21 protein-coding genes are annotated in these 23,923 nt (G+C 67.4%); 10 read left to right on the plus strand and 11 right to left on the minus strand.

The window, feature by feature from the left end; genetic code table 11:
- Positions 1-38: 38 nt before the first annotated feature.
- From dnaN to CK620_RS04075, 5 genes are all read right to left on the minus strand, one after another.
- The gene (gene dnaN, locus CK620_RS04055; protein WP_095542234.1) at positions 39-1,190 is read right to left on the minus strand and encodes a DNA polymerase III subunit beta; all 1,152 of its coding nucleotides are present in this window, start codon (positions 1,188-1,190) and stop codon (positions 39-41) included.
- Positions 1,191-1,632: 442 nt separating this feature from the next.
- On the minus strand, positions 1,633-2,778 hold the full coding sequence (mltB, locus tag CK620_RS04060; protein WP_238946007.1) for a lytic murein transglycosylase B: 1,146 nt from the start codon (positions 2,776-2,778) through the stop codon (positions 1,633-1,635).
- Between the two features lie 14 nt (positions 2,779-2,792).
- Positions 2,793-4,862 (minus strand): transglutaminase TgpA family protein, encoded by a 2,070-nt coding sequence (locus CK620_RS04065; RefSeq protein WP_095549234.1) that lies wholly within the window; start codon positions 4,860-4,862, stop codon positions 2,793-2,795.
- A gap of 49 nt (positions 4,863-4,911) precedes the next feature.
- A complete protein-coding gene (locus CK620_RS04070) occupies positions 4,912-5,898 on the minus strand; it encodes a DUF58 domain-containing protein (protein ID WP_095542231.1) in 987 nt (328 codons plus the stop codon).
- An 8-nt stretch (positions 5,899-5,906) separates the two neighbouring features.
- Positions 5,907-6,827 carry an AAA family ATPase gene (locus tag CK620_RS04075; RefSeq protein ID WP_095549235.1) on the minus strand — a complete coding sequence of 307 codons (921 nt, stop codon included), beginning with the start codon at positions 6,825-6,827 and terminating at the stop codon, positions 5,907-5,909.
- A gap of 135 nt (positions 6,828-6,962) precedes the next feature.
- Between CK620_RS04075 and CK620_RS04080 the strand changes: the two genes are divergently transcribed.
- The 8 genes from CK620_RS04080 (at position 6,963) to hprK (ending at position 14,879) form a co-directional block, all read left to right on the plus strand.
- Positions 6,963-7,913 (plus strand): histone deacetylase family protein, encoded by a 951-nt coding sequence (locus CK620_RS04080; RefSeq protein ID WP_095542229.1) that lies wholly within the window; start codon positions 6,963-6,965, stop codon positions 7,911-7,913.
- 34 nt (positions 7,914-7,947) lie between these two features.
- Positions 7,948-8,733: an enoyl-CoA hydratase gene (locus tag CK620_RS04085; RefSeq protein WP_179290570.1), complete on the plus strand. Its 786-nt coding sequence runs from the start codon at positions 7,948-7,950 to the stop codon at positions 8,731-8,733.
- Positions 8,734-8,890: 157 nt separating this feature from the next.
- Complete coding sequence (locus CK620_RS04090; protein WP_095549237.1) at positions 8,891-9,643, plus strand: electron transfer flavoprotein subunit beta/FixA family protein; 753 nt, start codon at positions 8,891-8,893, stop codon at positions 9,641-9,643.
- A 20-nt stretch (positions 9,644-9,663) separates the two neighbouring features.
- Positions 9,664-10,596, plus strand: coding sequence for an electron transfer flavoprotein subunit alpha/FixB family protein (locus CK620_RS04095; RefSeq protein WP_095549238.1), 933 nt, complete (start codon positions 9,664-9,666; stop codon positions 10,594-10,596).
- A gap of 168 nt (positions 10,597-10,764) precedes the next feature.
- Positions 10,765-12,555, plus strand: coding sequence for an acyl-CoA dehydrogenase C-terminal domain-containing protein (locus tag CK620_RS04100; RefSeq protein ID WP_095549239.1), 1,791 nt, complete (start codon positions 10,765-10,767; stop codon positions 12,553-12,555).
- Positions 12,556-12,855: 300 nt separating this feature from the next.
- Positions 12,856-13,191 (plus strand): ribosome hibernation-promoting factor, HPF/YfiA family, encoded by a 336-nt coding sequence (hpf, locus tag CK620_RS04105; protein WP_095539279.1) that lies wholly within the window; start codon positions 12,856-12,858, stop codon positions 13,189-13,191.
- Between the two features lie 207 nt (positions 13,192-13,398).
- Entirely contained in the window at positions 13,399-13,878 is a 480-nt protein-coding gene (locus tag CK620_RS04110) for a PTS sugar transporter subunit IIA (RefSeq protein WP_095549240.1), read from the plus strand.
- 8 nt (positions 13,879-13,886) lie between these two features.
- A complete protein-coding gene (hprK, locus tag CK620_RS04115; RefSeq protein WP_095549574.1) occupies positions 13,887-14,879 on the plus strand; it encodes an HPr(Ser) kinase/phosphatase in 993 nt (330 codons plus the stop codon).
- 38 nt (positions 14,880-14,917) lie between these two features.
- Here the strand turns inward: hprK and trpC are convergent, their stop codons facing one another.
- Complete coding sequence (trpC, locus tag CK620_RS04120) at positions 14,918-15,724, minus strand: indole-3-glycerol phosphate synthase TrpC (protein WP_095549241.1); 807 nt, start codon at positions 15,722-15,724, stop codon at positions 14,918-14,920.
- 214 nt (positions 15,725-15,938) lie between these two features.
- On the opposite strand from trpC, the gene CK620_RS04125 reads away from it, so the two are divergent.
- Together CK620_RS04125 and CK620_RS04130 are read left to right on the plus strand one after the other, a co-directional pair.
- Complete coding sequence (locus CK620_RS04125) at positions 15,939-16,817, plus strand: META and DUF4377 domain-containing protein (protein ID WP_179290571.1); 879 nt, start codon at positions 15,939-15,941, stop codon at positions 16,815-16,817.
- 302 nt (positions 16,818-17,119) lie between these two features.
- Positions 17,120-18,010, plus strand: coding sequence for a fructose bisphosphate aldolase (locus tag CK620_RS04130; protein ID WP_095549243.1), 891 nt, complete (start codon positions 17,120-17,122; stop codon positions 18,008-18,010).
- Positions 18,011-18,189: 179 nt separating this feature from the next.
- Here the strand turns inward: CK620_RS04130 and CK620_RS04135 are convergent, their stop codons facing one another.
- Genes CK620_RS04135 through CK620_RS04155 form a run of 5 tightly spaced genes read right to left on the minus strand, consistent with a single transcriptional unit; the run spans position 18,190 to position 23,899 of the window.
- Complete coding sequence (locus CK620_RS04135; protein ID WP_095549244.1) at positions 18,190-19,269, minus strand: glycosyltransferase family 32 protein; 1,080 nt, start codon at positions 19,267-19,269, stop codon at positions 18,190-18,192.
- On the minus strand, positions 19,259-20,308 hold the full coding sequence (locus tag CK620_RS04140) for a glycosyltransferase family 32 protein (RefSeq protein ID WP_095549245.1): 1,050 nt from the start codon (positions 20,306-20,308) through the stop codon (positions 19,259-19,261). Before CK620_RS04140 ends, CK620_RS04135 begins: the two co-directional genes overlap by 11 nt.
- Complete coding sequence (locus CK620_RS04145; protein WP_095549246.1) at positions 20,305-21,360, minus strand: glycosyltransferase family 2 protein; 1,056 nt, start codon at positions 21,358-21,360, stop codon at positions 20,305-20,307. The genes CK620_RS04140 and CK620_RS04145 overlap by 4 nt, the downstream gene beginning before the upstream one ends.
- Positions 21,357-22,496 (minus strand): glycosyltransferase, encoded by a 1,140-nt coding sequence (locus CK620_RS04150; protein WP_238946008.1) that lies wholly within the window; start codon positions 22,494-22,496, stop codon positions 21,357-21,359. Before CK620_RS04150 ends, CK620_RS04145 begins: the two co-directional genes overlap by 4 nt.
- Positions 22,493-23,899 carry an O-antigen ligase family protein gene (locus tag CK620_RS04155; protein ID WP_238946009.1) on the minus strand — a complete coding sequence of 469 codons (1,407 nt, stop codon included), beginning with the start codon at positions 23,897-23,899 and terminating at the stop codon, positions 22,493-22,495. Before CK620_RS04155 ends, CK620_RS04150 begins: the two co-directional genes overlap by 4 nt.
- Positions 23,900-23,923: the final 24 nt, after the last annotated feature.

The following is a 23,923-nucleotide window of genomic DNA, read 5'->3' on the forward strand; positions in this document are numbered from 1 at the left end:
TGGTGCAGCAGCAATGTGGCGGTGGCTTGCACAAGCCCTCAAATGCGCATCGGCATCACCACGTACTTGAAGTTGGCATCGCCCGGGATACTGATGAGCGCCGAGCTGTTGCCGTCCTCGAAGGCGATGCTGACCATGTCCTGCTGCATGTTGGAGAGCACGTCCAGCAGGTAGCTGACGTTGAAGCCGGATTCAACCTTGCCTCCGCCGTAGTCGATTTCCAGCTCGTCCTGCGCCTCCTCCTGCTCGGCGTTGGCCGAGCTGATGCGCAGCATGCCCGGCTCGAAGTTCAGGCGCACGCCCTTGAATTTGTCGCTGGTCATGATGGTCATGCGCTGCAGGCTGGCCTGCAGGGCCTGACGCCCCAGCGTGACGACATTGCCGTAGCCCACGGGGATGACGCGGTTGTAATCCGGGAACTTGCCCTCGACCAGCTTGGTGACGAACTCCAGCCCGTTGAAGCTGAGCTTGGCCTGGTTGTTGGCGAACTGGAATTGGATCATCGGGCCGGCATCGTCCTTGCCCTCGCCCGCCGGGGCGGCCGGGGCCTTGACGTCGCGCAGCAGGCGCTGCAGCTCCAGCACGGTCTTGCGCGGCAGGATGACTTCTTGCTTGGGCACGTCGGTGTCCAGCGTGGCGCTGGCAAAAGCCAGGCGGTGGCCGTCAGTAGCCACCAGGCTGAGCGTGCGGCCCTCGGCCACGAACAAGATGCCGTTGAGGTAGTAGCGGATGTCCTGCACCGCCATGGCAAAGGACACCTGGCCCAGCAGGTTCTTGAGCACCGCCTGTGGGATGGAAAACGCCGGGCCGAAGTTGGGCGACTCCTGCACCAGCGGGAAGTCGCTGGCCGGCAGCGATTGCAGCGTGAAGCGGCTCTTGCCGCCCTTGAGGATGAAGCGCTCCTGCGAGGCCTCCAGCGTCACGACCTGATCGGGCTGGAAGGTGCGCAGGATCTCGATGAGCTTGCGCGCGCCGATGGTGGTGGCGAAATCGGCGGCGGCATCACCGCCCAGGTCGGCCGTGGTGCGGATCTGCACCTCCAGGTCGCTGGTGGTCAGCTGCAGGGTGTTGCCATTCTTGCGCAGCAGCACATTGGCCAGGATTGGCAGGGTGTGCCTGCGCTCGACGATGCCGGCAATGGATTGCAGGACCGACAGTACCTTGTCCTGAGGGGCTTTGAAAACAATCACCTGGTCTCTCCATGAAGGGCGCAGCGGGCATGGCCCGGGCCGGGCACAGCCAGAATCGCCCGAAAAACGGGCAAATGCGCTATTTTGGCCGAAAACCGCCCCTGATCTGGTAAAGGCGGGCGCTGTGTGTGCCGCAGCCATGCGGGCGGCCGCAAAGCGTCATGCCTGTATGCACATTCGCTGTGCTGCCGTGCGCTCCAGGCTGGGATGGGCTGCAAGCTCTGTGTGCGCAGCAAGTGGCCGATCCTGGGATGAGTGCGGCGCGAGCAAGTTCGTTCTCAGAGCCTGTTCAAAATCTCGGCGCGAGTGGGCAAGAAGCGGTTTGGGGTGGGCTGCAAGGCGCAAAACGCAGCCATGGCTGGGGCTATGGCGAGGCTTTGCAACGAAGCAGAGCGCCAAAATCCGCTCTCTTGACCGCCGTGCAAAGATTTTGAACAGGCTCTCAGGGCTCCGCCTTGGGCGCGGGCGGGCGCTGGGGTTGCAGCTGTTGCATGCGCTGCTGCACGGCCTCGCCCAGCTGCAGCACGGCCAGGGCGTAGTAGCTGGACTGGTTGTAGCGCGTGACGGCGTAGAAGTTTTCCGTGCCCAGGATGTATTCGGGCGCGCGCGCGCCGTTCTTGAGCTCGACCAGCGCCATCAGGCCGTCGTACTGCGTGCCCGCCGGCTGTGGCAGCGCGCCCAGCTGCTGCAGCGTGGCCTGGTCGAAGGTGGGCAGGATGTCGGGCGCCAGCAGGGCGCGCAGCTGCTCGGGCTGGGCCTGCAGGGCCACTGGCAGATAGGCCGGCTGCCGAGCGCGCCAGCCGTGCGCCAGCAGGTAGTTGGCCACGGAGGCGATGGCGTCCTGCGGGCTGCTGATCAGATCGACCACGCCGTCTTCGTTGCCGTCACGGCCGTAGAGCCGCCAGCTCGAAGGCATGAACTGCGGCACGCCCATGGCGCCGGCGAAGCTGCCCTGTAGGGTCAAAGGGTCCAGATCGTTGCTGTGGCACAGGCGCAGAAACTGCTCAAGCTCCTTGCGGAAGAACTGGCTGCGCTCGAATGCGCGGGGGTGGTTGCTGGGGTAGTCGAAGGCCAGTGTGGCCAGGGCGTCGAGCACGCGGATGCTGCCCATGTTCTGGCCATAGGTGGTCTCGATGCCGATGATGCCGACGATGACGCTGGCGGGCACGCCGCTGCGCGCTTCGATCTCCTGCAGTTGCCGCTGGTGGCGGCGCCAGAAGGCCACGCCAGCCTCGATGCGCGCAGCGGTGATCAGGCGCTCGCGGTAGGCCTGCCAATCGCGCACCGTGGGGGCTTTTTGGGCGGAGGGCGTCATGAGCCGCTTGACGCGGCCGTTGTGTCGCGCTTGCGAGAGCACCTTCCAGGCCCATTCGGCGGAAATGTCTTGATCGGCGGCGAAGCTGCCGGCCAGGTCGTGCAGCTGCGTGGCCCAGGCGCTGTCTTGCGCTGCGCCCTGGGCTTGGGCTGGCGCGCCTGCTGCGCCCAGCCATGTGAGGCAGGCCAGGGCGGCGCAGGCCAGCGCATGGCGCCAGCGGGCGCGGGCAGGCAATGCGGGGGCGCGAAGTCGGGCAGGCAAGGGAGCAGACACGGGGATGGGGGCAATCACGGTGGGGGTGGGGCGGGCCAGCGCAGCTGGCGCCAGCGGCGTTCCAGTTCGGCCAGGGACGCCGGGGGTTGGGCAGCGTAGCGCTGCGCATCCATCAGCAGCAGCCATTGTGCGGCATCGGCCGTGGCCTGGACGCCAAAAAATGCTTGCATCTCCTGGGCCATGCGGCGCGGCGGCAGATGCTCGGGCAGCTGCAGGCCGGCCTGGGCCAGGCGTTGGCGGGTTTGTGCCAGCAGGCGCTGCCAGGGGTCTTGCCGCCTGCGCAGCAGCTGCGGCAGGCCCAGATAGCCCAGGCCGATGGCCAGCACCAGGACGACGATGAGCAAGGCCAGTTGTGACCAATTCAGCCGTTGCAGGCCCAGGGTTTGCAGCAGCGATTGCTGGCGGCCTTGGTCGTAGTTGAGCACCCATTGCGTCCAGCGGTAGTCGATGGCATCGCCCAGGGCCTGTAGGCGCAGCAGCCAGCGCGCGCCGGCGCCAAAGCCGCGCGCGCGCTCGTCGGCGCCGGCGCTGTCCAGGGCCTGCGACTGCGACAGCTCGATGCGCTCGGGCGCGATGGCGCCGGTGGGGTCGATGCGCGTCCAGCCTTGCTCGGACAGCCAGACCTCGACCCAGGCGTGGGCGTCGGATTGGCGCACGGTCCAGACGCCGTCGATGGGGTTGGGCTCGCCGCCCTGGTAGCCGGTGACGATGCGCGCCGGGATGTCGGCCGCGCGCATCAGGATGGCGAAGGCCGAGGCGATGTGTTCGCAAAAGCCGCGGCGGTGCACGAACCAGAACTCGTCGGCCGTGTCCTGGCCGTACAGCGGCGGCTGCAGGGTGTAGTGAAACTCCTCTTGTCGCAGCTGCTGCAGCACCTGCGCGATGAGGGCCTGATCGGCCGCCAGTGTTTGCGCCGGGCCTGCATGGCGCGGGTGTTGCTCGCGCAGTTGCGCGGCCCAGGCGCGCGTGCGTGCGTTGCCATCCTGCGGCAGTTGCAGGTACTGGCGCAGTTGGGTGGGCTTGGCCAGCCGCGCGAACTGCCCGCCCAGATGGCTGCTGGCCTGGTAGCGCGTGGCACTGTTGAGCGGGCGATGGCTGTTCCAGACCAGCTCGTGGCTGAGGGCGCTGCGCAGCCCGCCAGCCTGTGGCTGGACTTGGGGCAGCCATTCCAGCGGCAGCAGCCAGCGCTGGCCGTGCGGTTCGAGCACGGTCTCGTAGCGCACGGCCTGGCCGGCGGGCTCGAAGGGGTTGTAGGCCGTGCCCGGCTCGGCCTGGGGTTGCACGGGCAGGTCGCCGCGCGCCGTCCAGTGGCGGCCCTGCAGGTGCGAGAGCACCGGGCCGCGAAAGTACATCTGCCCCTGGCTGGGGATGGGCGAGCCGGGCGCAAAGCGCAGCCGCAATGCGATCTCGCGGCTTTGCGCCAGCTGGCTGATGGTGCCCACCTGCATGGATTCGGACAGCCCGGTGCGGCCCTGGCCGGGCGCATTGGGGATGCCCCACAGCGGCGCAAAGCGCGGGAACAGCACATACAGCGTGCCAATCAGCGGCAGGCCGATGAGCAGCAGCAGCGCTGCGCTGCGCGCCGCCTCGCGCAGCGGCGGCCGGCCCACGGGCTTGTGGGCGTTGACCAGCGCCGTCAGCAGGCCCCAGAACACCAGCACCATCAACAGGGCCACGGGCAGGGTCTGGTTGAACAAGAACGTGGTGACGATGCAGAAAAAACCCAGGAAGAACAGCACCAGGGCATCGCGCCGGGTGTGCATCTCCAGTGTCTTCAGGGCCAGCAGCATGAGCAGCAGCGTCAGCGCCGCGCCCGAGATCGACTGCTGCGTGAGCACTTCCCAGCCCGCGCCCAGCAGCGCCAAGGCCAGCAGCAGCGCCAGCTGCCAGCGCTTGGGCAGGGGGCGCTGGCGCAGCGCCAGGGCAAAGCGCCAGGCCAGCAGGCCCAGCGCGAACACGCCGGCCCAGGTGGGCAGCGCGCGCGCCATTTGCAGGGCCAGCAGGCTGAGCACGGCCAGCAGGAACAGGGTGTCGCGCGTCTGGCGGGGCTGGGCGTCGAGCCAGCGGGAGAGGCGGTGCTTCATCGTGTCGCTCCGAGTGCGGGCAGGGCATCGCCAGGCCCGCGGGCGGCGTTCAACTCAGCGCCAGCGCCTTCAGGCACTGGTGCATGTGCTCCGGGCCTTGGCCCGGCGGGATTTGGAGTTGCGGCAGGCGCAGCCCGTAGACGAGCTCTTGCGCATGGGCGGCCAGCACCCAGGCGCACAGGCGGCTGAGGATGGCCTCGGGGTGCTGCAGGCCGGTGGCGGCGTGGTCCAGCCACAGCTCGCTGGCCTGCTGCTCGGTCTGGTCGCGGCGCACCCAGTCGCCGCTGCCGGTGGCCAGGGCCGTGGCGGTTTTCTTCCAAAGAATGGATTTGATCGGGTCGCCGCGTTGGTAGCTGCGAAAGCCCTCCATCTCGAACGAGGGCGTGCGCGCCGAGGCCAGGCCTGCCTGCCCGGCGCTGTGCTGCGCTGGCAGCGCCGGGGCGTTGGGCTCGGGCGCGGGATAGACCAGCAAGCTGGCGGCGGGGCGCCAGATCGACCAAACCCGGAAGGCGCCGATGGGGTAGCGCGTTTCGATGTTCAGCGCCGGGCAGGGGTGCTGGCCGCGCGGCAGCGGCGGCAGGCCCAGCGCCACGGCCAGTGGCTGCCCGGCGGGCACGTCCACCATGCTGGCGTGGTCTTCGGGCTGGCCTTGCGCGCGCAGCGCGATTGCAAAGCGCGTGCCCTTGCCAGGGTGTTGCAGCACCAGCGGCAGGCGCGCTGGCTGGTGGGCAAACCAGGGCGGCGGCTCCTGGCAGTGCAGTTGCAGGCCGCGTAGATTGCCATGCGCCACCAGCACGCTGACAAAACCCACGCCCGCGAGCATGAAGGTGAACAAAAAACCCAGGTTGATCTGGTAATTGATGGCGGCAATCAGCAGCAATGCGGCCGTCAGGCCCAGCATCCAGCCGGCGCCGCTGGGCAGCACGTACAGGTTGCGCTGCGACAGCTGCCAGTGCATCGTGCGCGGCAGGCGGCGCTCGATCCAGGCGTTAAGGCGCTGGCGCAGCGAGCCAGGCAGCAGGCGAGGCGCGGGCATCGCAGGCCTTAACGCAGCGGCACGGCCTGCAGCATGGCCTGCACTTGCTCGGCGGCGCTGCGGCCAGCCTGCGACACAGGCACCAGGCGGTGCGCAATGGTTTGCACCAGCGTGGCCTGCACGTCATCGGGCGAGACGTGCGCATGCCCCAGGATCCAGGCGCGGGCCTTGGCCACGCGCAGCAGCGCAATGGCCGCGCGCGGGCTCAAGCCCTGCACGAACCATTGCCCCGAGCGGCTGGCCTCGACCAGATCCAGCACATAGTCCAGCAGCGCCGGGGCGGCATACACCTGCAGCACGGCCTGTTGCATGGCCAGCAGGTCTTGCGCATCCACCAGCGGGCGCAGCTGGCGCACCTGCTGGCGGTGTCCATTGGCCTGCAGTAGCTGGCGCTCGGCCTCGCGGTCGGGGTAGCCCAGCGAGATGCGCATCAGAAAGCGATCCAGCTGCGACTCAGGCAGCGGATAGGTGCCCAGTTGCTCGCGCGGGTTTTGCGTGGCGATGACGAAAAAGGGCTGGGGCAGAGGCCGGGTGGCGCCTTCGGCCGAGACCTGCTGCTCCTCCATGGCTTCGAGCAATGCGCTTTGCGACTTGGGGCTGGCGCGGTTGATTTCATCGGCCAGCAGGATTTGCGAAAAGATCGGCCCTGGGTGAAAGACGAAGCCTTCCTGCGCACGGTCGTAGACCGAAACGCCGGTCAGGTCGCTGGGCATCAGATCGGCGGTGAACTGCACGCGTGCAAATTGCAGGCCGAAGCTGCCGGCCAGGCCGTGTGCCAGCGTGGTCTTGCCCACGCCGGGCACGTCCTCGATCAGCAGGTGCCCGCCGGCCAGCAGGCAGGTCACGCCATCGAGCACCTGGGCAGGCTTGCCGACGATGAGCGTGTTGAGCTGCTCCAGCACGGCGGCGACTTGGTCTTGGTAGGGCATTTTTGACGTTAAAGTAACTGTGCCATGGGATTGGGGCAGGGGGCTTGTGACAGTGCCGACGCCGCATCCCGGTGCCGTAGCGATTTGTCATCAAAGCGCACGATGGTAAACAAAAGAAACAGCGGAGACAATGCAATGGCCACAGGATATTTCACCCACCGCGATTGCTGGCTGCACGATATGGGGCCGGTGCATCCGGAGTGTGCGGCCCGGCTGGACGCCATCGAGGACCGGCTGCTGATGAGCGGCGTGCTCGATGCGCTGCAGCGCCACGATGCGCCCAAGGCCTCCATCTACGACCTGGAGCTGGCGCACAGCCGCATGCACGTGGCGGCCATGCGCGGGCTGGACTTGCTGATGCAGGAAGAGCTGCAGGCCGGCGGGGACGGCTACTCGCAGATCGACACGGACACCATGCTCAGCCCCCACACCTGGAACGCGGCGCTGCGCGCCGCCGGCGCGGTGGTGGCCGCCACCGAGCTGGTGGTTGAAGGCAAGCTGGACAATGCCTTCTGCGCCGTGCGCCCGCCCGGCCACCATGCCGAGCACGACAAGGCCATGGGTTTTTGCTTTTTCAACAATGTGGCCGTGGGCGCCATGTATGCGCTGCATCGCTGCCAACTCAAGCGCGTGGCGGTGGTGGATTTTGACGTGCACCACGGCAACGGCACCGAGGACATCCTGGCCAAGGAGCCCAAGGCCCTGATGGTGGGCTTTTTCCAGCACCCGTTCTACCCGCACAGCGGCGAAACGCCCAAGGGCGAGAACATGCTCAACGTGCCCGTGCCGGCCTACACCAAGGGCATGGACGTGCGCGAGATCATCGACATGCTGTGGCTGCCGCGGCTGGAGGCCTTCCAGCCCGAGATGGTGTTCATCAGCGCCGGCTTTGACGCCCACCACGAGGACGACATGGGCCAGCTGATGCTCAACGAGAGCGATTACAGCTGGATCACGCAAAAGCTCGTCGAAGTGGCCCAGCGCCATGCCAAGGGGCGCATCGTCTCCAGCCTGGAAGGCGGCTATGTGCCCGATGCACTGGCGCGCTGCGTCGAGGCGCACGTGCGCGTGCTGGCCGGTCTGTAGTCAGGACGGCGCACACATGGAAGGAGAAGATCGCATGGCCTCACAGGACTTGCTGCTGGTCGAGCGCCAGCCCCATGGCGTGGTGCAGCTCACGCTCAACGATCCGGGCCGTTTCAATGCGCTGGGCGGCCAGATGCTGGAGGCGCTGATCAACCAGTTCCAGGCGCTGGCCGATGACGCGCAGCTGCGCGCCGTGGTCATTGCCGGCAACGGCAAGGCCTTTTGCGCCGGCCACAACCTCAAGGACATGGCCGCCCACCCGGAGCTGGCCTGGTACCAGGCGCTGTTTGCGCAGTGCAGTCGTTTCATGCTGGCCATCCACCGCCTGCCGGTGCCGGTCATTGCCAAGGTCGATGGCATCGCCACGGCGGCCGGCTGCCAGCTGGTGGCGCAGTGCGATCTGGCCGTGGCCAGCGACAGCGCGCGCTTTGCCGTCAGCGGCATCCAGTACGGCCTGTTTTGCTCCACGCCCAGCGTGCCGCTGGTGCGCAACGTGCCGCTGAAAAAGGCCATGGAAATGCTGCTCACGGGCGAATTCCTCTCGGCGCAGCAGGCTCTGCAAGCCGGGCTGCTCAACCGCGTCGTGCCGGCCGAGCAGCTTGATGCGGCGGTGCAGGATTTGGTGGATGCCATCGTCGCCAAGCCGCGCATTTCCATCGCGCGCGGCAAGGAATTGCTCTACGCCCAGCAGGAAATGGGCCTGGAGGCAGCCTACCAGCTCGCCGCCCAGACCATGGCCATCAACATGATGGATGCTGCCGCGCAGGAGGGCGCGCAGGCCTTTGCGCAAAAGCGCCCGCCGCGTTGGCAGGACTTATAAGAATAAGAGCCTGTTCAAAGTCTCTGCATGGCCTACGGCGTGTTTGGCCGGCGCAGCCGTGAACAGGCCCTAGAATGCCCTGCGTTGCGATTTTTCAAAACCTGAAGCCGAAATCCTCTTGCCAAGGCAGGGCTTCCCCATTAGGAGAGACAACGAAATGACCAAGGTCCTGGTACCCGTCAAGCGCGTGGTCGATAAAGACATCAAGGTGCGCGTGAAGTCCGACAACAGCGGTGTGGACATTGCCAATGTCAAGCACAGCATGAATCCCTTCGATGAAATCGCCGTGGAAGAGGCCGTGCGCCTGAAGGAAAAAGGCGCCGTCAGCGAAGTCATCGCCGTCTCCATCGGTGTGACCCAGGCCCAGGAAACCCTGCGCACTGCCCTGGCCATTGGCGCTGATCGCGCCATTCTGGTCGAGACCGCCGACGAGGTGCAGCCGCTGGCCGTGGCCAAGCTGCTCAAGGCGCTGGTGGACAAGGAGCAGCCGGGCCTGGTCATCATGGGCAAGCAGGCTATCGATGACGACTCCAACCAGACTGGCCAGATGCTGGCCGCGCTGGCCGATTTGCCGCAGGCCACCTTTGCCTCCAAGGTTGAGCTGGCCGATGGCAAGGCCACCGTCACCCGCGAGGTCGACAGCGGTCTGGAGACTGTTGCCGTGAACCTGCCGGCCGTCGTCACCACCGACCTGCGCCTGAACGAGCCGCGTTATGTGACGCTGCCCAATATCATGAAGGCCAAGAAAAAGCCGCTGGAGACCGTCAAGCCCTCCGACCTGGGCGTGGACGTGGCGCCGCGCCTGAAGACCCTCCAGGTCAGTGAGCCGCCCAAGCGCAGCGCCGGCATCAAGGTGCCGGACGTGGCCACGCTGGTCGACAAGCTCAAGAACGAAGCCAAGGTCATCTGATCGACGGGAGACAAAACACCATGACGACACTCGTAATTGCCGAACACGACAACGCCAGCCTGAAGGCAGCAACGCTCAACACCGTCGCTGCGGCCACCGCCATCGGGGGTGAGGTGCATGTGCTGGTCGCTGGCCACAACGCGGGCGAGGCCGCCAAGGCCGCAGCGCAGATCGCTGGCGTGAGCAAGGTGCTGCACGCCGATGGCGCAGCGCTGGAAAATGGCCTGGCCGAGAACCTGGCCGCGCAGGTGCTGGCTGTGGCCGATGCTTACAGCCACATCCTGTTCCCCGCCACCTCCAGCGGCAAGAACACCGCGCCGCGCGTGGCCGCCAAGCTGGACGTGGCGCAGATCTCCGACATCACCAAGGTCGTCAGCGCCGATACCTTCGAGCGCCCGATCTACGCCGGCAACGCCATTGCCACCGTGCAAAGCGGCGATGCCAAGAAGGTCATCACCGTGCGCGCCACCGGCTTTGACGCCGCAGCCGCCAGCGGCGGCTCTGCCGCAGTGGACAGCGTGGCCGCCGTGGCCGACTCGGGCAAGAGCAGCTTCGTCAGCCGCGAAGTGAGCAAGAGCGACCGCCCCGACCTGACGGCAGCCAAGATCATCGTCTCCGGCGGCCGCGCGCTGGGCAGCGAGGAGAAGTTCAAGGAAGTCATCACCCCGCTGGCCGACAAGCTGGGCGCAGCCATCGGCGCCAGCCGTGCCGCAGTCGATGCAGGCTATGCGCCCAACGATCTGCAGGTCGGCCAGACTGGCAAGATCGTCGCGCCCGAGGTGTACATCGCACTGGGCATCAGCGGCGCCATCCAGCACTTGGCCGGCATGAAGGACTCCAAGGTCATCGTCGCCGTGAACAAGGATGAGGAAGCGCCGATCTTCTCTGTGGCCGACTACGGTCTGGTGGGCGATTTGTTCACCGTCGTGCCCGAGCTGATCGAGAAGCTGTAATCCCCCGGGTGCGGGCGGCTGGCAGGGCCTTGCCATGGCGGGCCCCAGGATGCAGGCCAGCAGCCCGAACCCAATGAATGGCATCCCTGGCGATGCCATTTTTTCTTTTCTTTCCATGTGAGGCGCGCCCGCTGTGCGCGCCGTGCCCTCTGCCTTCGAGGTATTTCCATGAGCTACAAAGCCCCAGTCAAAGATTTGCTGTTCAACATCGAGCACCTGGCCAACATCGACGCCGTGGCCCAGTTGCCCGGCTTTGAGGATGCTGGCCTGGACACGGCCCAGGCCGTGTTGCAAGAGTGCGCCAAGTTCAACGAGGATGTCGTGGCCCCGCTGAACGTGGTGGGCGACACCCAGCCTTCGAGCTGGAAGGATGGCCAGGTCACCACCTCGCCGGGCTTCAAAGAGGCCTTTGCACAGTACGCCGAGGGCGGCTGGCAAGGCCTGCAGCACGATGCCGAATTCGGCGGCCAGGGCCTGCCCAAGACCATCGGCGCGGCCTGCCAGGAAATTCTCAACAGCGCCAACCTCAGCTTTGCGCTGTGCCCGCTGCTGACCGATGGCGCCATCGAGGCGCTGATGACCGCCGGCAGCGATGCGCTCAAGGCCACCTACCTGGAAAAGCTCATCTCCGGCCAGTGGACTGGCACCATGAACCTGACCGAGCCGCAGGCCGGCTCCGACCTGGCGCTGGTGCGCTCGCGCGCCGAGCCGCAGCCCGATGGCACCTACAAGGTCTTTGGCACCAAGATCTTCATCACCTACGGCGAGCACGACATGGCCGAAAACATCGTGCACCTGGTGCTGGCCCGCGTGGCTGGCGCGCCCGAGGGCGTCAAGGGCATCAGCCTGTTCGTGGTGCCCAAGTTCCTGGTCAATGCCGATGGCTCGCTGGGCGATCGCAACGACGTGCACTGCGTGAGCATCGAGCACAAGCTGGGCATCAAGGCCAGCCCCACGGCGGTGCTGCAATTTGGCGATCACGGCGGCGCCATCGGCTATCTGGTGGGCGAGGAAAACCGAGGCCTGGAGTACATGTTCATCATGATGAACGCCGCCCGCTATGCCGTGGGCGTGCAGGGCATTGCCGTCTCTGAGCGTGCCTACCAGCAGGCCGTGGCCTATGCGCGCGAGCGCGTGCAAAGCCGCCCGGTCGATGGCTCGGTCAAGGGCAGCGCGCCCATCATCCACCACCCGGATGTGCGCCGCATGCTGATGACCATGCGCGCCCTGACCGAAGGCACGCGCGCCACGGCGCTGACGGCCGCTGCCGCCTACGACGCTGCCCACCACCACCCGGACGCCCAGGTGCGCCAGGAAAACCAGGCCTTCTACGAATTCATGGTGCCGCTGGTCAAGGGTTACAGCACTGAGATCAGCCAGGAAGTCACGGCGCTGGGCGTGCAGGTGCACGGCGGCATGGGCTTCATCGAGGAAACCGGCGCGGCCCAGCACTACCGCGACTGCAAGATCCTGACCATCTACGAAGGCACGACCGCCATCCAGGCCAACGACTTGGTCGGGCGCAAGACCGGCCGCGATGGCGGGCAGGTCGCCAAAGCCATTGCCGAGCGCATCGCCAAGACCGAGCAGGAGCTCGCTGCGCTGGGCACGGAGCCAGCCCAGGCCGTGGCGCGTGAGCTGGCCGCTGCCCGCCAGGCCTATTTGGACGTGGTGGACTTCATCGTCGCCAATAGCCGCGAAAACCCCAATGCCGCCTACGCCGGCTCCGTGCCCTACCTGATGCTGGCTGGCAATCTGGTGGCAGGCTGGAACCTGGGCCGCGCCCTGCTGGCCGCGCAGGCCGAGCGCGCCAAGGGCCAGGATCAGGCCTTCTGCGACGCCAAGATCACCACCGCGCACTTCTACGCCGAGCACATCCTGCCGCGCACCAAGGCCTTGCGCGACGCCATCGTCAATGGTGCGCACAGCGTCACCGAGCTGCCGCTCGATGGCTTTTGATCGCATGACGCGGTGAAGGGCATTACGCAGTCGCGCCACAGCGCCTGGCCTGCCAGGCACTGCGCGCGCGCTGCAGTGATGCACCCTGCATGGTGCGGTTTGGCAGACTCTGCGGGTGAGCCTCTATTGCGGAAAACGCAGCGGCGGCGCATAGTGCGGCTTCAGGCTTTTGTGCGGGCCGGGCGCCCAGCCCGCGCGAGGCGCTGAGCAAAAAGCCAGCTTGGGCTTTTGCCTGCCGGTGCATTGACGCTCAGTGGGCAAAATGCGCTGGCGCCGATCATCACGAAAGGAGCAAGTCTTATGAACCTGACCATTAGCGGACACCATCTGGAAGTCACGCCTGCATTGCGTGAATTCGTCACAAGCAAGCTCGCGCGCGTGGCCAAGCGCTTCGACCAGTTGATTGATGTGAGGGTGGTGCTGGGGCTGGAGAACACCAAGGAAAAGCAAGGGCGCCAGACGGCCGAATGCACCATGCTGCTCAAGGGCGGCGACATCCACATCAAGACCGCGCATGAGGATTTGTACGCAGCCGTCGATGAAATGGTGGACAAGCTCGACCGCCAAGTGGTGCGCTTCAAGGACAAGCTCAAGGAGCATGACCATCAGGCCCACAAGAAGACCATTTCTGCTTAAGCGCATTCGTCCTTGAGCCGAATCTCTCAATGACAAGCCCGCCCTGGCGCTTTGCCTGGCGGGCTTGTTGTTTGCTCGGGGTTGCTTGCGCCCCATACCAAACACTGGGCCTGACTGTCAATACATCGTGAATGTCAAGTCCAACTAGGGGAAATACCGAGAGATTGAAGGGGCGCTGGACTGTATAGGCATAATCTTCCCCCACTTATGAACCGTCTAGCCTCCATCCTGCCTCTCGAGCGCGTGCTGGTGCACGTCGAAGTCACGAGCAAGAAGCGTGCTTTCGAAGAAGCTGGCCTGCTGTTTGAAACCCTGCATGGCCTCTCGCGCGCCGTCGTCACCGACAGCCTGTTTGCGCGCGAGCGCCTGGGCTCCACTGGCCTTGGGCACCGCGTGGCCATTCCGCATGGTCGCATCAAAGGATTGAATGCGCCGATGGCGGCCATTTTCCAGTTGGCGCAGCCCATCGGTTTCGATGCGCCCGATGAGCAGCCCGTCAGCCTGCTCATCTTCCTGCTGGTGCCCGAGGCGGCCACCGAAAAGCACCTGGAAATCCTTTCTGAAATTGCCGAGCTGCTCAGCGATGTGGATCTGCGCGAGGCCATGATCCATGCCGATGATGCGCAGCAGCTGCACAGCCTGGTGGCCAATTGGCACCCCAGCCAGTTGCCCGCCGAGGTGCAATAAGGCCGGCCATCATGCCCAACACCGTCAGCGCTCAGGCCCTGTTCGACGAATTCGCGCAGGCCTTGCAATGGCGCTGGATTGCGGGGCGCAGCGCTTATGCGCGGCGTTTCGATGAGCGTGCGCTGCGCTCGGCGCGCGCCAGTGCCGATCTGGTCGGCTATCTGAACTACATCCACCCATTCCGCGCGCAGGTGCTGGGCGAGTCCGAGGTGCGCTATCTGACCAATGCCACCGAGGCCGATTGCGTGCGCCGCGTGGCGCGCATCACGGAGCTGGAGCCGCCAGTGCTGATCCTGGCCGATGGCCAGCAGGCGCCGCAGGCGCTGCTGGACATGTGCGAGACGGCGCAAATCCCCATGTTTGCCACGGCCGAGTCCTCGGCCTACGTCATCGACGTGCTGCGCAGCTACCTGTTCAAGCTGTTTGCGGCCAGTACCACCTTGCACGGCGTGTTCATGGACATTCTGGGCGTGGGCGTGCTCATTACCGGCGAATCCGGTCTGGGCAAGAGCGAACTGGGCCTGGAGCTGATCACGCGCGGCCATGGCCTGGTGGCCGATGACATCGTTGATGTGGTGCAGATCAACCAGAACGCGCTGGAGGGCAAATGTCCGCAGCTGCTGCAGAACTTGCTGGAGGTGCGAGGCATTGGCCTGCTCGACATCCGCGCCATCTTTGGCGAAACCGCGGTGCGCCGCCGCATGCGATTGCGGCTGATCGTGCATCTGGTGCGGCGCGAAACCATGGAGCGCGACTACGAGCGCCTGCCGCACGAGCCGCTGACCGAATCCATTCTGGGCGTGCCGGTGCGCAAGGCCATCATCCAGGTCATGGCCGGGCGCAACATTGCCGTGCTGGTCGAGGCGGCGGTGCGCAACTACATCCTGCAGCTGCGCGGCATCGACACCTACCAGGAATTCACCCGCCGCCAGCGCCTGGCCATGCAGGCCGACGGCGCGCTGCCTGAGTCCGACGATTCGCAGCGGCCAGCCTCCGACTGAGCAGGCGTCTGAAACGCCAGCCTCCGCCTGCGGCCCCCTCAGCCAAACAACTGCGCCAGCGCCAGGCCGGGCTCGGGCGCGCGCATGAAGGCCTCGCCCACCAGGAAGGCGTGCACGCCGGCCTCGCGCAGCAGCTGCACGTCCGCAGCCGTGGCAATGCCCGATTCGGTCACCAGCAGGCGCTCGGGCGGGACGTGCTTTTGCAGCTCCAGCGTGGTCTGCAGGCGGGTCTCGAAAGTGCGCAGGTTGCGGTTGTTGATGCCCAGCAGCGGGGTTTTCAGGCGCAGTGCGCGCTCAAGCTCATGGGCGTCATGCACCTCCACCAGCACGGCCATGTCCAGCGACAGGGCGATGGCTTCGAGCTCGGCCATCAATCCATCGTCCAGCGCGGCGGCGATGAGCAGTACGGCATCGGCGCCCATGGCCCGCGATTCGTAGATGTGGTAGGGCGCGACCATGAAATCCTTGCGCAGCACCGGCAGATCGACGCTGGCGCGGGCTTGCTTCAGATAGTCCACGCTGCCCTGGAAGAACTGCCGATCGGTCAGCACCGACAGGCAGGCGGCGCTGGTGCGCCCATCGCCCTGGGCGTAGCTTTGTGCGATGTCCGCAGGGATGAACTGCGCATCGGTGCGCAACAGGCCCTTGCTGGGGCTGGCCTTCTTGATTTCGGCAATGACGCCGGCCTGGCCCTGGGCGATCTTGGTGCGCAGGGCGCCCTCGAAATCGCGCGTCAGCACACGGCTTTCGGCATCGGCGCGCACGGCGTTCAAGGGCATGCGCTTTTGCGCGGCGGCGATCTCTTCATGCTTGACGGCGATGATTTTTTCCAGGATGTCGGACATGGCGGCAGCGGTGTGTGCGGATGGGCAAAGCCCGCAGTGTATGCGCAGGCGGGCGCAGCCAGCGCCTGGCGCACGGCCATGTCCTTGGCCTTGCTATGATGCCAACCCTTTGGGGCGGTGGCCTGGCGCGCAGGGCGTGCGGGCGTACATGCCCGCCATCACGACCAAGCTTGAACGAGGAAAGGGCTGTTGGATGCGATACGGATTCCATGCCATGTTGGCTGCACTGTGCTGCGGCATGTTGACTGCCTGCGCCACTGGCGCCGGGGTGGCAGGCGCGCCCGACAATGGGCCAGCCCAGCCGGGTCAGCCTGCGCAGCGTGACCTGTTTGCCCAGGCCAGAGCGGACCATGTCGGCAGCCCGATGGCGCCTGCTGCAGCGCCTGCGCAGGCCATGGACGCGCTGACGGCGTACCACTGGCAGTTGCGCACGGTCACCGGGCGAGACGGCGCCTGGTTTGGCCGGGGGCAGCGCGCCTTGCGAGCGCCGGTGCAGCTGCGCTTTGACGGCCAGTACCTGGGCGTCAGCGGCCTGTGCAATCTGCTGAGTGCCACCTACCTGGCAGGGCCGGATCAGTTGCGTGTGGATGTGCCCATGCAGACCAAGAAGGCCTGTGCCGATCAGCGCTTGATGACGCTGGAGCAGCAGCTGGGAGCAGCCTTGCCGCAGGTGCGCAGCTGGCGCATCAGCGGCCCGGCGCATGCGCCGCAGCTGCGACTGGAGTTTGCCAATGGCAGCCAGTGGCTGCTCGAGGGCACGCCCACCCATGCCACGCGCCATGGCGCGGCCCCGCAGACCATTTTCCTGGAAGTGGCGCCCCGCACCCGGCCTTGCAGCGAGGCCGGCCGCACGCGCCAGTGCCTGGAGGTGCGCCGCGTCGAGTTCGATGCTCAGGGCCTGCGCCAGTCGTCCGGGCCGTGGGAGCTGTTCCATGAGCCCATCGAAGGCTTTACCCATGAGCCGGGCGTGCGCAGCCTGCTGCGTATTCATCGCTACCCGGCCCGGGGCGGCCGCCCGGGGGTTGCCAGCCCGTACGTTTACGTGTTGGACGAGACCGTGGGCACCGAGTGGGTGCAACCGCAGCGCCCTTGAGACCGTCAAAGGCAAAGCAGGCTTTGCTGCAGCGCTGCCGCTTGAAGACGCCGCCCGCACAGGGCGGCTTTTTACTCCATGCACAGTGCCTGCGCCTTGGCAGAGCACAGGCGCTGTCCAGCGCGGGTGGGCCGGTAGAATGCGCGCTGGATTTCGCAGTCACCGGCCACAGGCGCGAGCACACATCGGCGTGAGCACAACCAACGCAGCGTCATGGCTGGATGAGCCGCCCTGGGCCTGCGCGCGCTGAGCCGCCAAGCCTGCCCGTCGTCATTCATTCGCACCAAAGGAGAAACGCACCCATGTCCACAGCCGAACAACAGCAGCGCATCGCCAGCGGCCAGGGCTTCATCGCCGCGCTGGATCAAAGCGGCGGCAGCACGCCCAAGGCGCTCAAGCTCTACGGCATCGAGGAATCGGCCTACAGCGGCGAGGCGCAGATGTTCGATCTGGTCCACCAGATGCGCACCCGCATCGTCAGCAGCCCGGCCTTCGATGGCCAGCGCGTGCTGGGCGCGATCTTGTTCGAGATGACGCTCGACCGCGATTTCAATGGTAAGGATGCGGCCCGCTATCTGTGGGAGGACAAGCGCGTCGTGCCCTTTCTGAAGATCGACAAGGGCCTGCAGGATGAGGCCGATGGCGTGCAGCTGATGAAGCCCATCCCCGGCCTGGCCGAGTTGCTGGCGCGCGCCAAGGCCAAGGGCGTGTTTGGCACCAAGGAGCGCTCGGTCATCAAGGCCAACAACCCGGCGGGCATTGCTGCGGTGCTGGATCAGCAGTTCGAGCTGGCGCAGCAGGTGCTGGCCGCGGGCCTGGTGCCCATCATCGAGCCGGAGGTGGACATCAAGGCAGCGGATAAGCAGGCCATCGAGGCCGAACTCAAGCAAGGCCTGCTGCAGCGCCTGGACAAGATCCCCGCCGCCACGCCGGTGATGCTCAAGCTGACGCTGCCCACGGTGGACGGCTTCTTCGACGAGCTGGTGGCGCACCCCAGCGTGCTCAAGGTCGTGGCGCTCTCGGGCGGTTACAGCCGCCAGGAGGCCAATGCCAAGCTGGCGCGCAACCCCGGCGTGATCGCCAGCTTCAGCCGCGCACTGACCGAAGGCCTGTCGGCGCAGCAAAGCGATGACCAGTTCAACCAGGCGCTGGAGGACTCCATCGAATCCATCTACCAGGCCTCGATCGCCTGATCGGCCATTTGCGCTGTGCACTGTGGGCCGCCTTGCCAGGCCCACAGCTTGCCTGCCAGCACTGCCGCAGCGCGCAGCCCTTTGCACAGGGCGTGCGCTGCGGCAGTGCTTATTTGTGCCTGCGGCCGCCGGGCGCCACGCACAGGCCCAGCGTCCCGGTGCGGGGGCGCGGTGGGCCTTCAATCGGCCAGAAAGCGCCCGGCCAGGCTGCCGGCGCGCCAATGCCTGCGGCGCAGCCAGGGCTCGAGCTTGTTGCGTTCGCCGCCGCGCAGCTTGACCAGCGCAGGCCAGCGACTGGCATCGCCGGGCGCCCACAGCAGGCGGGCGTAGAGCGGGCGGCGCTTCCAGCGCGCCTGCAGGTGCAGCCAGTAGGCGCTGTCCTCGGCGCGCAGCAGCGCCAGCCGCCAGGGCTGCGCCGGGGGCAGGGCCACGGCCTGGTGCAGCACCTCTTGCGCCACCACGTGGATGGTGTGGTAGCTGGGCTCGCCAATGTTTTGCGTGTACTGGGCAAAGCGCCCCTGCTGGCGCAGCGTCTGCAGGTAGCTGGCCGTGCCCTGCTCGACCACTGCGGCATGAAAGCGCGCCAGCCACTGTGCGATGAAGGGGTTGCCGGCCGGGGCGGCCAGGAACCAGCTTTCGATCACCGGGAAGTCTGGCGCGGTGGTGTAGCCGTCCAGGTAAAAGCCGACGAAATCGGCGCGCTGCGCCTGTTGCAGCGCCGGCAGCCAGTCGTCCAGCGGGCGCGTGAGGATGATCGAGGCATCCAGCCAGATGCCGCCGTGGCGCTGCAGCAGCGCCAGACGCATCCAGTCGGTCTGCTTGGCGATGTTCAGCTGCGCCAGCGCTTCGGGCAGATCGGGCAGGAACTGGCGCACATTGCCCGCATGCAGCAGGTGCACGGTGTGCTGCGGGTTCAGGCGGCGCCAGCTGTCGATGCAGCGCTGCACCACCAGCGGGGGCTGGGCGTCGTGCCAGTAGGTCCAGATCACGCGCGGGATGGGCGCAGGCAGGCCCTGGGTCGCATCGGCCGTCGTCTCAGGGCCGGCCTGCCAGCGCTGCACGGCCGGCGTTGGCAGGGGTTGGAGGCGGGCATGGCGGCGCAGCCACAGGGCCAGCGCTGCCGCGCCCAGCGCCAGCAGCAGGGCGCAGCCGATCAGGCTCAGCAGCAGCGGGCTGGCCCAAAGGGCATCAGGGGCATCAGGGGCAGCGGCGGCCGCTGGGGCGGCAGAGGGCAGTGCGGTCAAGGCGTCAGCGGGCATGGGCGTCGTGGTCGGGCGTAGGGCTGGCAGGCGGCGCCATCAGATAGCGGCCAGCCAGGCTGCCTGGCAGGTACAGGCCGGCGGCCAGGTAGTGGTCGAGCTTGCGCCTGTCGGGCCCGCGCAGCTTGATCAGCGGCGCAACGGCGGGGCCGGCCTGCATGAAAAACAGGCGTTTTTTCAGGCGGGCACGCTGCCAGCCGGCTTGCACGTGATAGGCAAAGGCACTGGCTTCTGCTGGCCACAGCGTCAGGCGGTAGCGGGCATCGTCGCGCTGCAGCACGCGCTGGGCGGCCAGGTGCATGCTCAAGTAATCCGGCGCGTCGATGGCCTGTTGCAGCGCTGGCAACAAGCCCAGGACCTGCAGGTGCTGCAGGTAGCCGGTATTGCCGCGCGGCACGACTTCAGCGTCGAACTCGCGCTGCCAGGCAGTGACGAAGGCGCTGCCTGGCGCGGCGGCCATGAACCAGTTTTCCACCACCGGGTATTGGGTCGAGGTGGTGAAGCGCTGCAGGTAAAAGCCCAGGTATTCGCTGCCTTGCGCTTGCTGGGATTGCAGCACCCAGTCCAGCGGCGCGGTGAGGATGGTGCTGGCATCCAGCCAGATGCCGCCATGGCGCTGCAGCAGCGCCAGGCGCAGCCAGTCGGCCAGTTTCTGGGGCGAATCGGCCAGCAGCACCGCAGGCAAATGGGGCAGCAGCGCACGGGCGCGGGCCAGGTCCAGCACTTCGATGCGCCAGTGCGGGTGGTGCTGGCGCCAGCTGGCCAGGCAGCGGGCGATCAGTGGCGGCGGGGCTGCGCTGTCCCAATAGGTCCAAAGAATGCGTGGGATTGGCGCAGGCGCAGGCCCGGCCGGTGCGGGCACGCCAATCTGCCAGAGCTGGGCTGGCGGCGCCTGCCAGGGCGGCAGCGCCGGGCGGCGCCAGCCGTACCAGCGCTTGAGCAGGCGCGCCAGCAGCAGTTCGCCGCGCACGCGCCAACTCAGGGCTGGCTGGTTGGCTGGCGGGCCGCTGGGCGGCGTGGCGGGGGTGGGTGCGCTCATGCGGTGGTTCGTGCGGCGTCTTGTGCAGCGGCTGGGGCGGTCAGCACGGCTTGGCGCGTGCGTGCGTAGCGCAGCAGCCAGCCGCGGCGCAGGTAGCCGCGCAGCAGGGCAGCAGGCGGCAGCGGGCTGCAGGCCAGGTAGTCCTGCGCGAACTGCCTGGCCAGTGCCTGGGCCTGGACAGGTGGCGGCGCGGCGCGCTGCAGGGCGCGCCGCGCACCCAGGTAATTGCGTGCTGCCAGATGGGCGATGGCAAAGCGCATGGCGTCGCTGGCCAGCTCCGGCTCGGCCTGGGTGCAGTGGCGCCAGTCCTGCACGAAGGGGCGCAGCGCGCGCGACAGGTCGGCGGCCTTGGCGGCATTCATGCCCGCCAGAATGCTGCCGGCGCGCTGGCGGTAGGCGACCCAGGGCTCAGGCACATGGATGGCGCTGCGCGCGCGCAGCAGCAGCCGGGGCATGGTGGCCATGTCCTCGAAATAGGCCCCGGGCGGGAACTGCAGGCCCTGCCACAGCTCGCGGCGGGCGATTTTGGACCAGGCATGCATTTGCCCGCCCAGCAGCATGCCTTGCAGCAGGGCCGTGCGATCGCGCAGCAGGGTACGCGCTGGGCCGTGGAAGCTGCGCCGGTGGGCTTCGCCGCGCAGGCGGTGCTTCAGGCGCGGCTGGGCACGCCACAGGCTGAAGTCGCACAGCACCAAGTCCGGGGCGTGGCTTTGGATGGCCTGGTGCAGGCTGGCGATGGCGCCCGGCTGCAGGAAGTCGTCGGAGTCGAGAAACCAGATGTAGGCGCCGCTGCTGGCGGCCAGCAGGCTGTTGCGCGCCGCGCTCAGCCCCTGGTTGTGCGGGTGCCGCAGCAGTTGCAGCGCGCCGGGCCAACGCGCCTGCAGCTGCTGGGCCAGCGCGGCCGAGCCGTCACTGGAGGCATCGTCGAGCAGCAGCACCTGCACGCCGGGCACGCCCTCAAGCTGCGGCATCAGCGATGCGATGCACTCGCCCAGGTAGTCCTGCACGTTGTAGACAGGCACCAGCACACTCAGCCAGGGGCGCTCTCTCATGGTGCGGGCCTGCCTTGGGTGAGCAGCTGCAGGAACTGCGCCTCATAGGCGGCCTGCATGCGCTGCTGGCTGTAGAGCGACTGGGCATCGTGGCGGCCTTGTGCGGCCAGCCTGGCAGCCCAGGCGGGGTCGCGCAACAGGCGCTCGAGCGCATCGGCCAGCGCCAGCGGATCGCCAGGCGCGGCCAACAGGCCGTTGCGCTCATGTGCGATGACCTCCTGAATGCCTGGCACGCGCGAGCCGACCACGGCGCAGCCGGCGGCCATGCCTTCGATCAGCGCCAGCGGCATGCCTTCGTAGTGGCTGGAGAGCACGCAAATGCGCTGCCCCATCAGCAGGCTGGGCACGTCGTCGCAGCGCCCCAGCATCTGCACCTGCTCGCCCAGGCCCAGCTGCTGCGCCAAGGCTCGGGCGCGGCGCTGCAGTCGCTGACTGCCGCCGCCGGCCAGCCACAGCGTAGGCTGCAGGCCACGCTGGCGCAGCGCGGCCAGGGCGTGCAGCAAGGTGGCGTGGTCTTTCTGGCGGGCAAAGCGCGCCACCATCACCAGCCCTGGGCTGCGTTGGGCCAGCGGCAGGGCATCGGCCTGGGCATAGGGCTGCAGCGCAATGCCATTGGGGATGGCGATGGTTTTCTCCGGCGCGAAGCCCAGGGCCAGCAGGCTGTTGCGAACCCCTTGGGAGCAGCCGATGATGCAGGCTGTGCGCCGCGCCAGCCAGCGCGCCTGGGCCAGCCGCCAGGGGGTGTAGCGCTCGCGGCTGTTGTGCTCCACGTGCACCAGCAGCGGCACCTTGGCCCATAGCCCGGCGTAGCGGCCCCACAGGTGTTCGCTGAAGCCGTGCGCCACCAGGATGTCGGGTTGCCACTGCAGGCAGATGCGCCGCAGCTGCCAGATCGTGGCCCAGTGGCTCCAGCCGCTGACCACGTCCACCGGCAGGCCCTGTGCGCGCAGCGCGGCCACCTTGTCCGGTGGCGTCTGGCGCTTGCGGCGCAGCACCAGCCGAGGTTCGAACTGGCCGCTGTGCAGGTGGGCGCGCACCAGGTCGATGGCCACCTGCGTGGCGCCGGAAAAGCCGCCGGTGACGAAGTGCAGCACGCGTGGGCGCACGCCAGGGCTGGGGCGATGCGGTGTGCTCACGGCGTGGCTGCCGGTGCGACCGGCCCGCTGGGGGTGAGCTGGACGATCTGCTGGCGCACGCCGCGCAGACAACTCCAGACCGCGATGGTCATGAACAGGTAGAACATGATGCCGCTGTTGTGGGCATAGAACACCTGCGTGATGCCGTAGCCGGCGAACATTACCGGCAGGCTCAGCCCGGCCAGCTCCAGGGCCCGCTGCTGGGCCTGCAGCGCCTGCAGGCGTGGCCCACTGCTGCCGTCAGGGTGCGCCTGGCCGTTGCGTCGCGGCCAGAACACGCACAGCGGCGCCAGATAGAAAAAGCCCAGCACCGCCACGCCCGTCAGCCCGGTCTTGACGAACACGTCCAGCACTTCGTTGTGCACATGCTGGTATTTCAGGATGGCAGGGCGGTATTGCCCGGCCTGCACGCGCAGCAGTTTCTCCTGCATGTAGCCGGGCACTGACCAGCCCAGCAGGGGCTTTTCCAGGCCCATGTCCCAGGCCAGGCGCCAGTGCTCCAGGCGCTGGCCGATGGAGCTGTCGGCACCGTGGCGGGCTTCGAACTGGGCCACCTCGCCGACGGTGCGCTGCCAGCGCTCGTTGAGCATGTGCGGCTTGGCCACGACCACCATGGTCATTGACGCCAGAAAGGCGCCGCCCAGGCCCAGCGCCAGCGCCGGGCGGGCGTTTCTGGCCAGCGCCAGGGCCAGCGGCAGCGCCAACAGCAAGGCCAGCCAGCCGCCGCGCGAGAGCGACAGCACCGAGGCCATGCAACCGGCCAGTATGGCCAGCATCGCCAAAGCCATCAGACCGCGCTGCTGCGGCCTGGCCCAGCGGCCCCGCGTGAGCAGCGTGCCGCAGCTCAACGCCGCCAGCATCACCGCCAGCTGCAGAGCCAGATTGCCGTATTGGATGGCATTGGTCGTGCCCGTGGCGCGCCAGTAATCCAGTAAGAACACTTGCCAGAGGGCAATGCCGCCCGCGCCCAGGCAGCCCAGCAGCACGCCCCAGAACAAGGCGCGCGGATTGGCCGGGTAGGCGGCGGCAAAGAACAGGCAGGGCAGGGCCAGCAGGAATTTGATCGGTCGATCCCAGCGGCCCAGGCCCTCGGCCGGGTCGGAGAGGAAAATCCACACCAGCCCCATCAGCACCATGGCTGCGGCCAGCCAGCGCGTGGATGCATCGACCGGCATGCGCGGCCAATGCTGCAGGCTGCACAGCGCACCCAGCAGCAGCAGCGCCGCGCCCCAGGAGTAGCCCGAGGGCAGCCACAGCGCCAGTGCGGGGATCAAGAAGACCGCCGCACTGCTCAGGCGCTGGGGCCAGGAGGGGGAAATACTTGTACTACTTGCAGGCACGGCAAAGCCCTGGTGGCGCTGCAGCCCCAGATGCCAACGTGGCGCGCCGCAAGGGCGGCGCACACGCGGCGGCTGGGGGAGGGCGCA

Source organism: Vandammella animalimorsus (assembly GCF_002285285.1).
Taxonomy (GTDB): domain Bacteria; phylum Pseudomonadota; class Gammaproteobacteria; order Burkholderiales; family Burkholderiaceae_C; genus Lampropedia; species Lampropedia animalimorsus.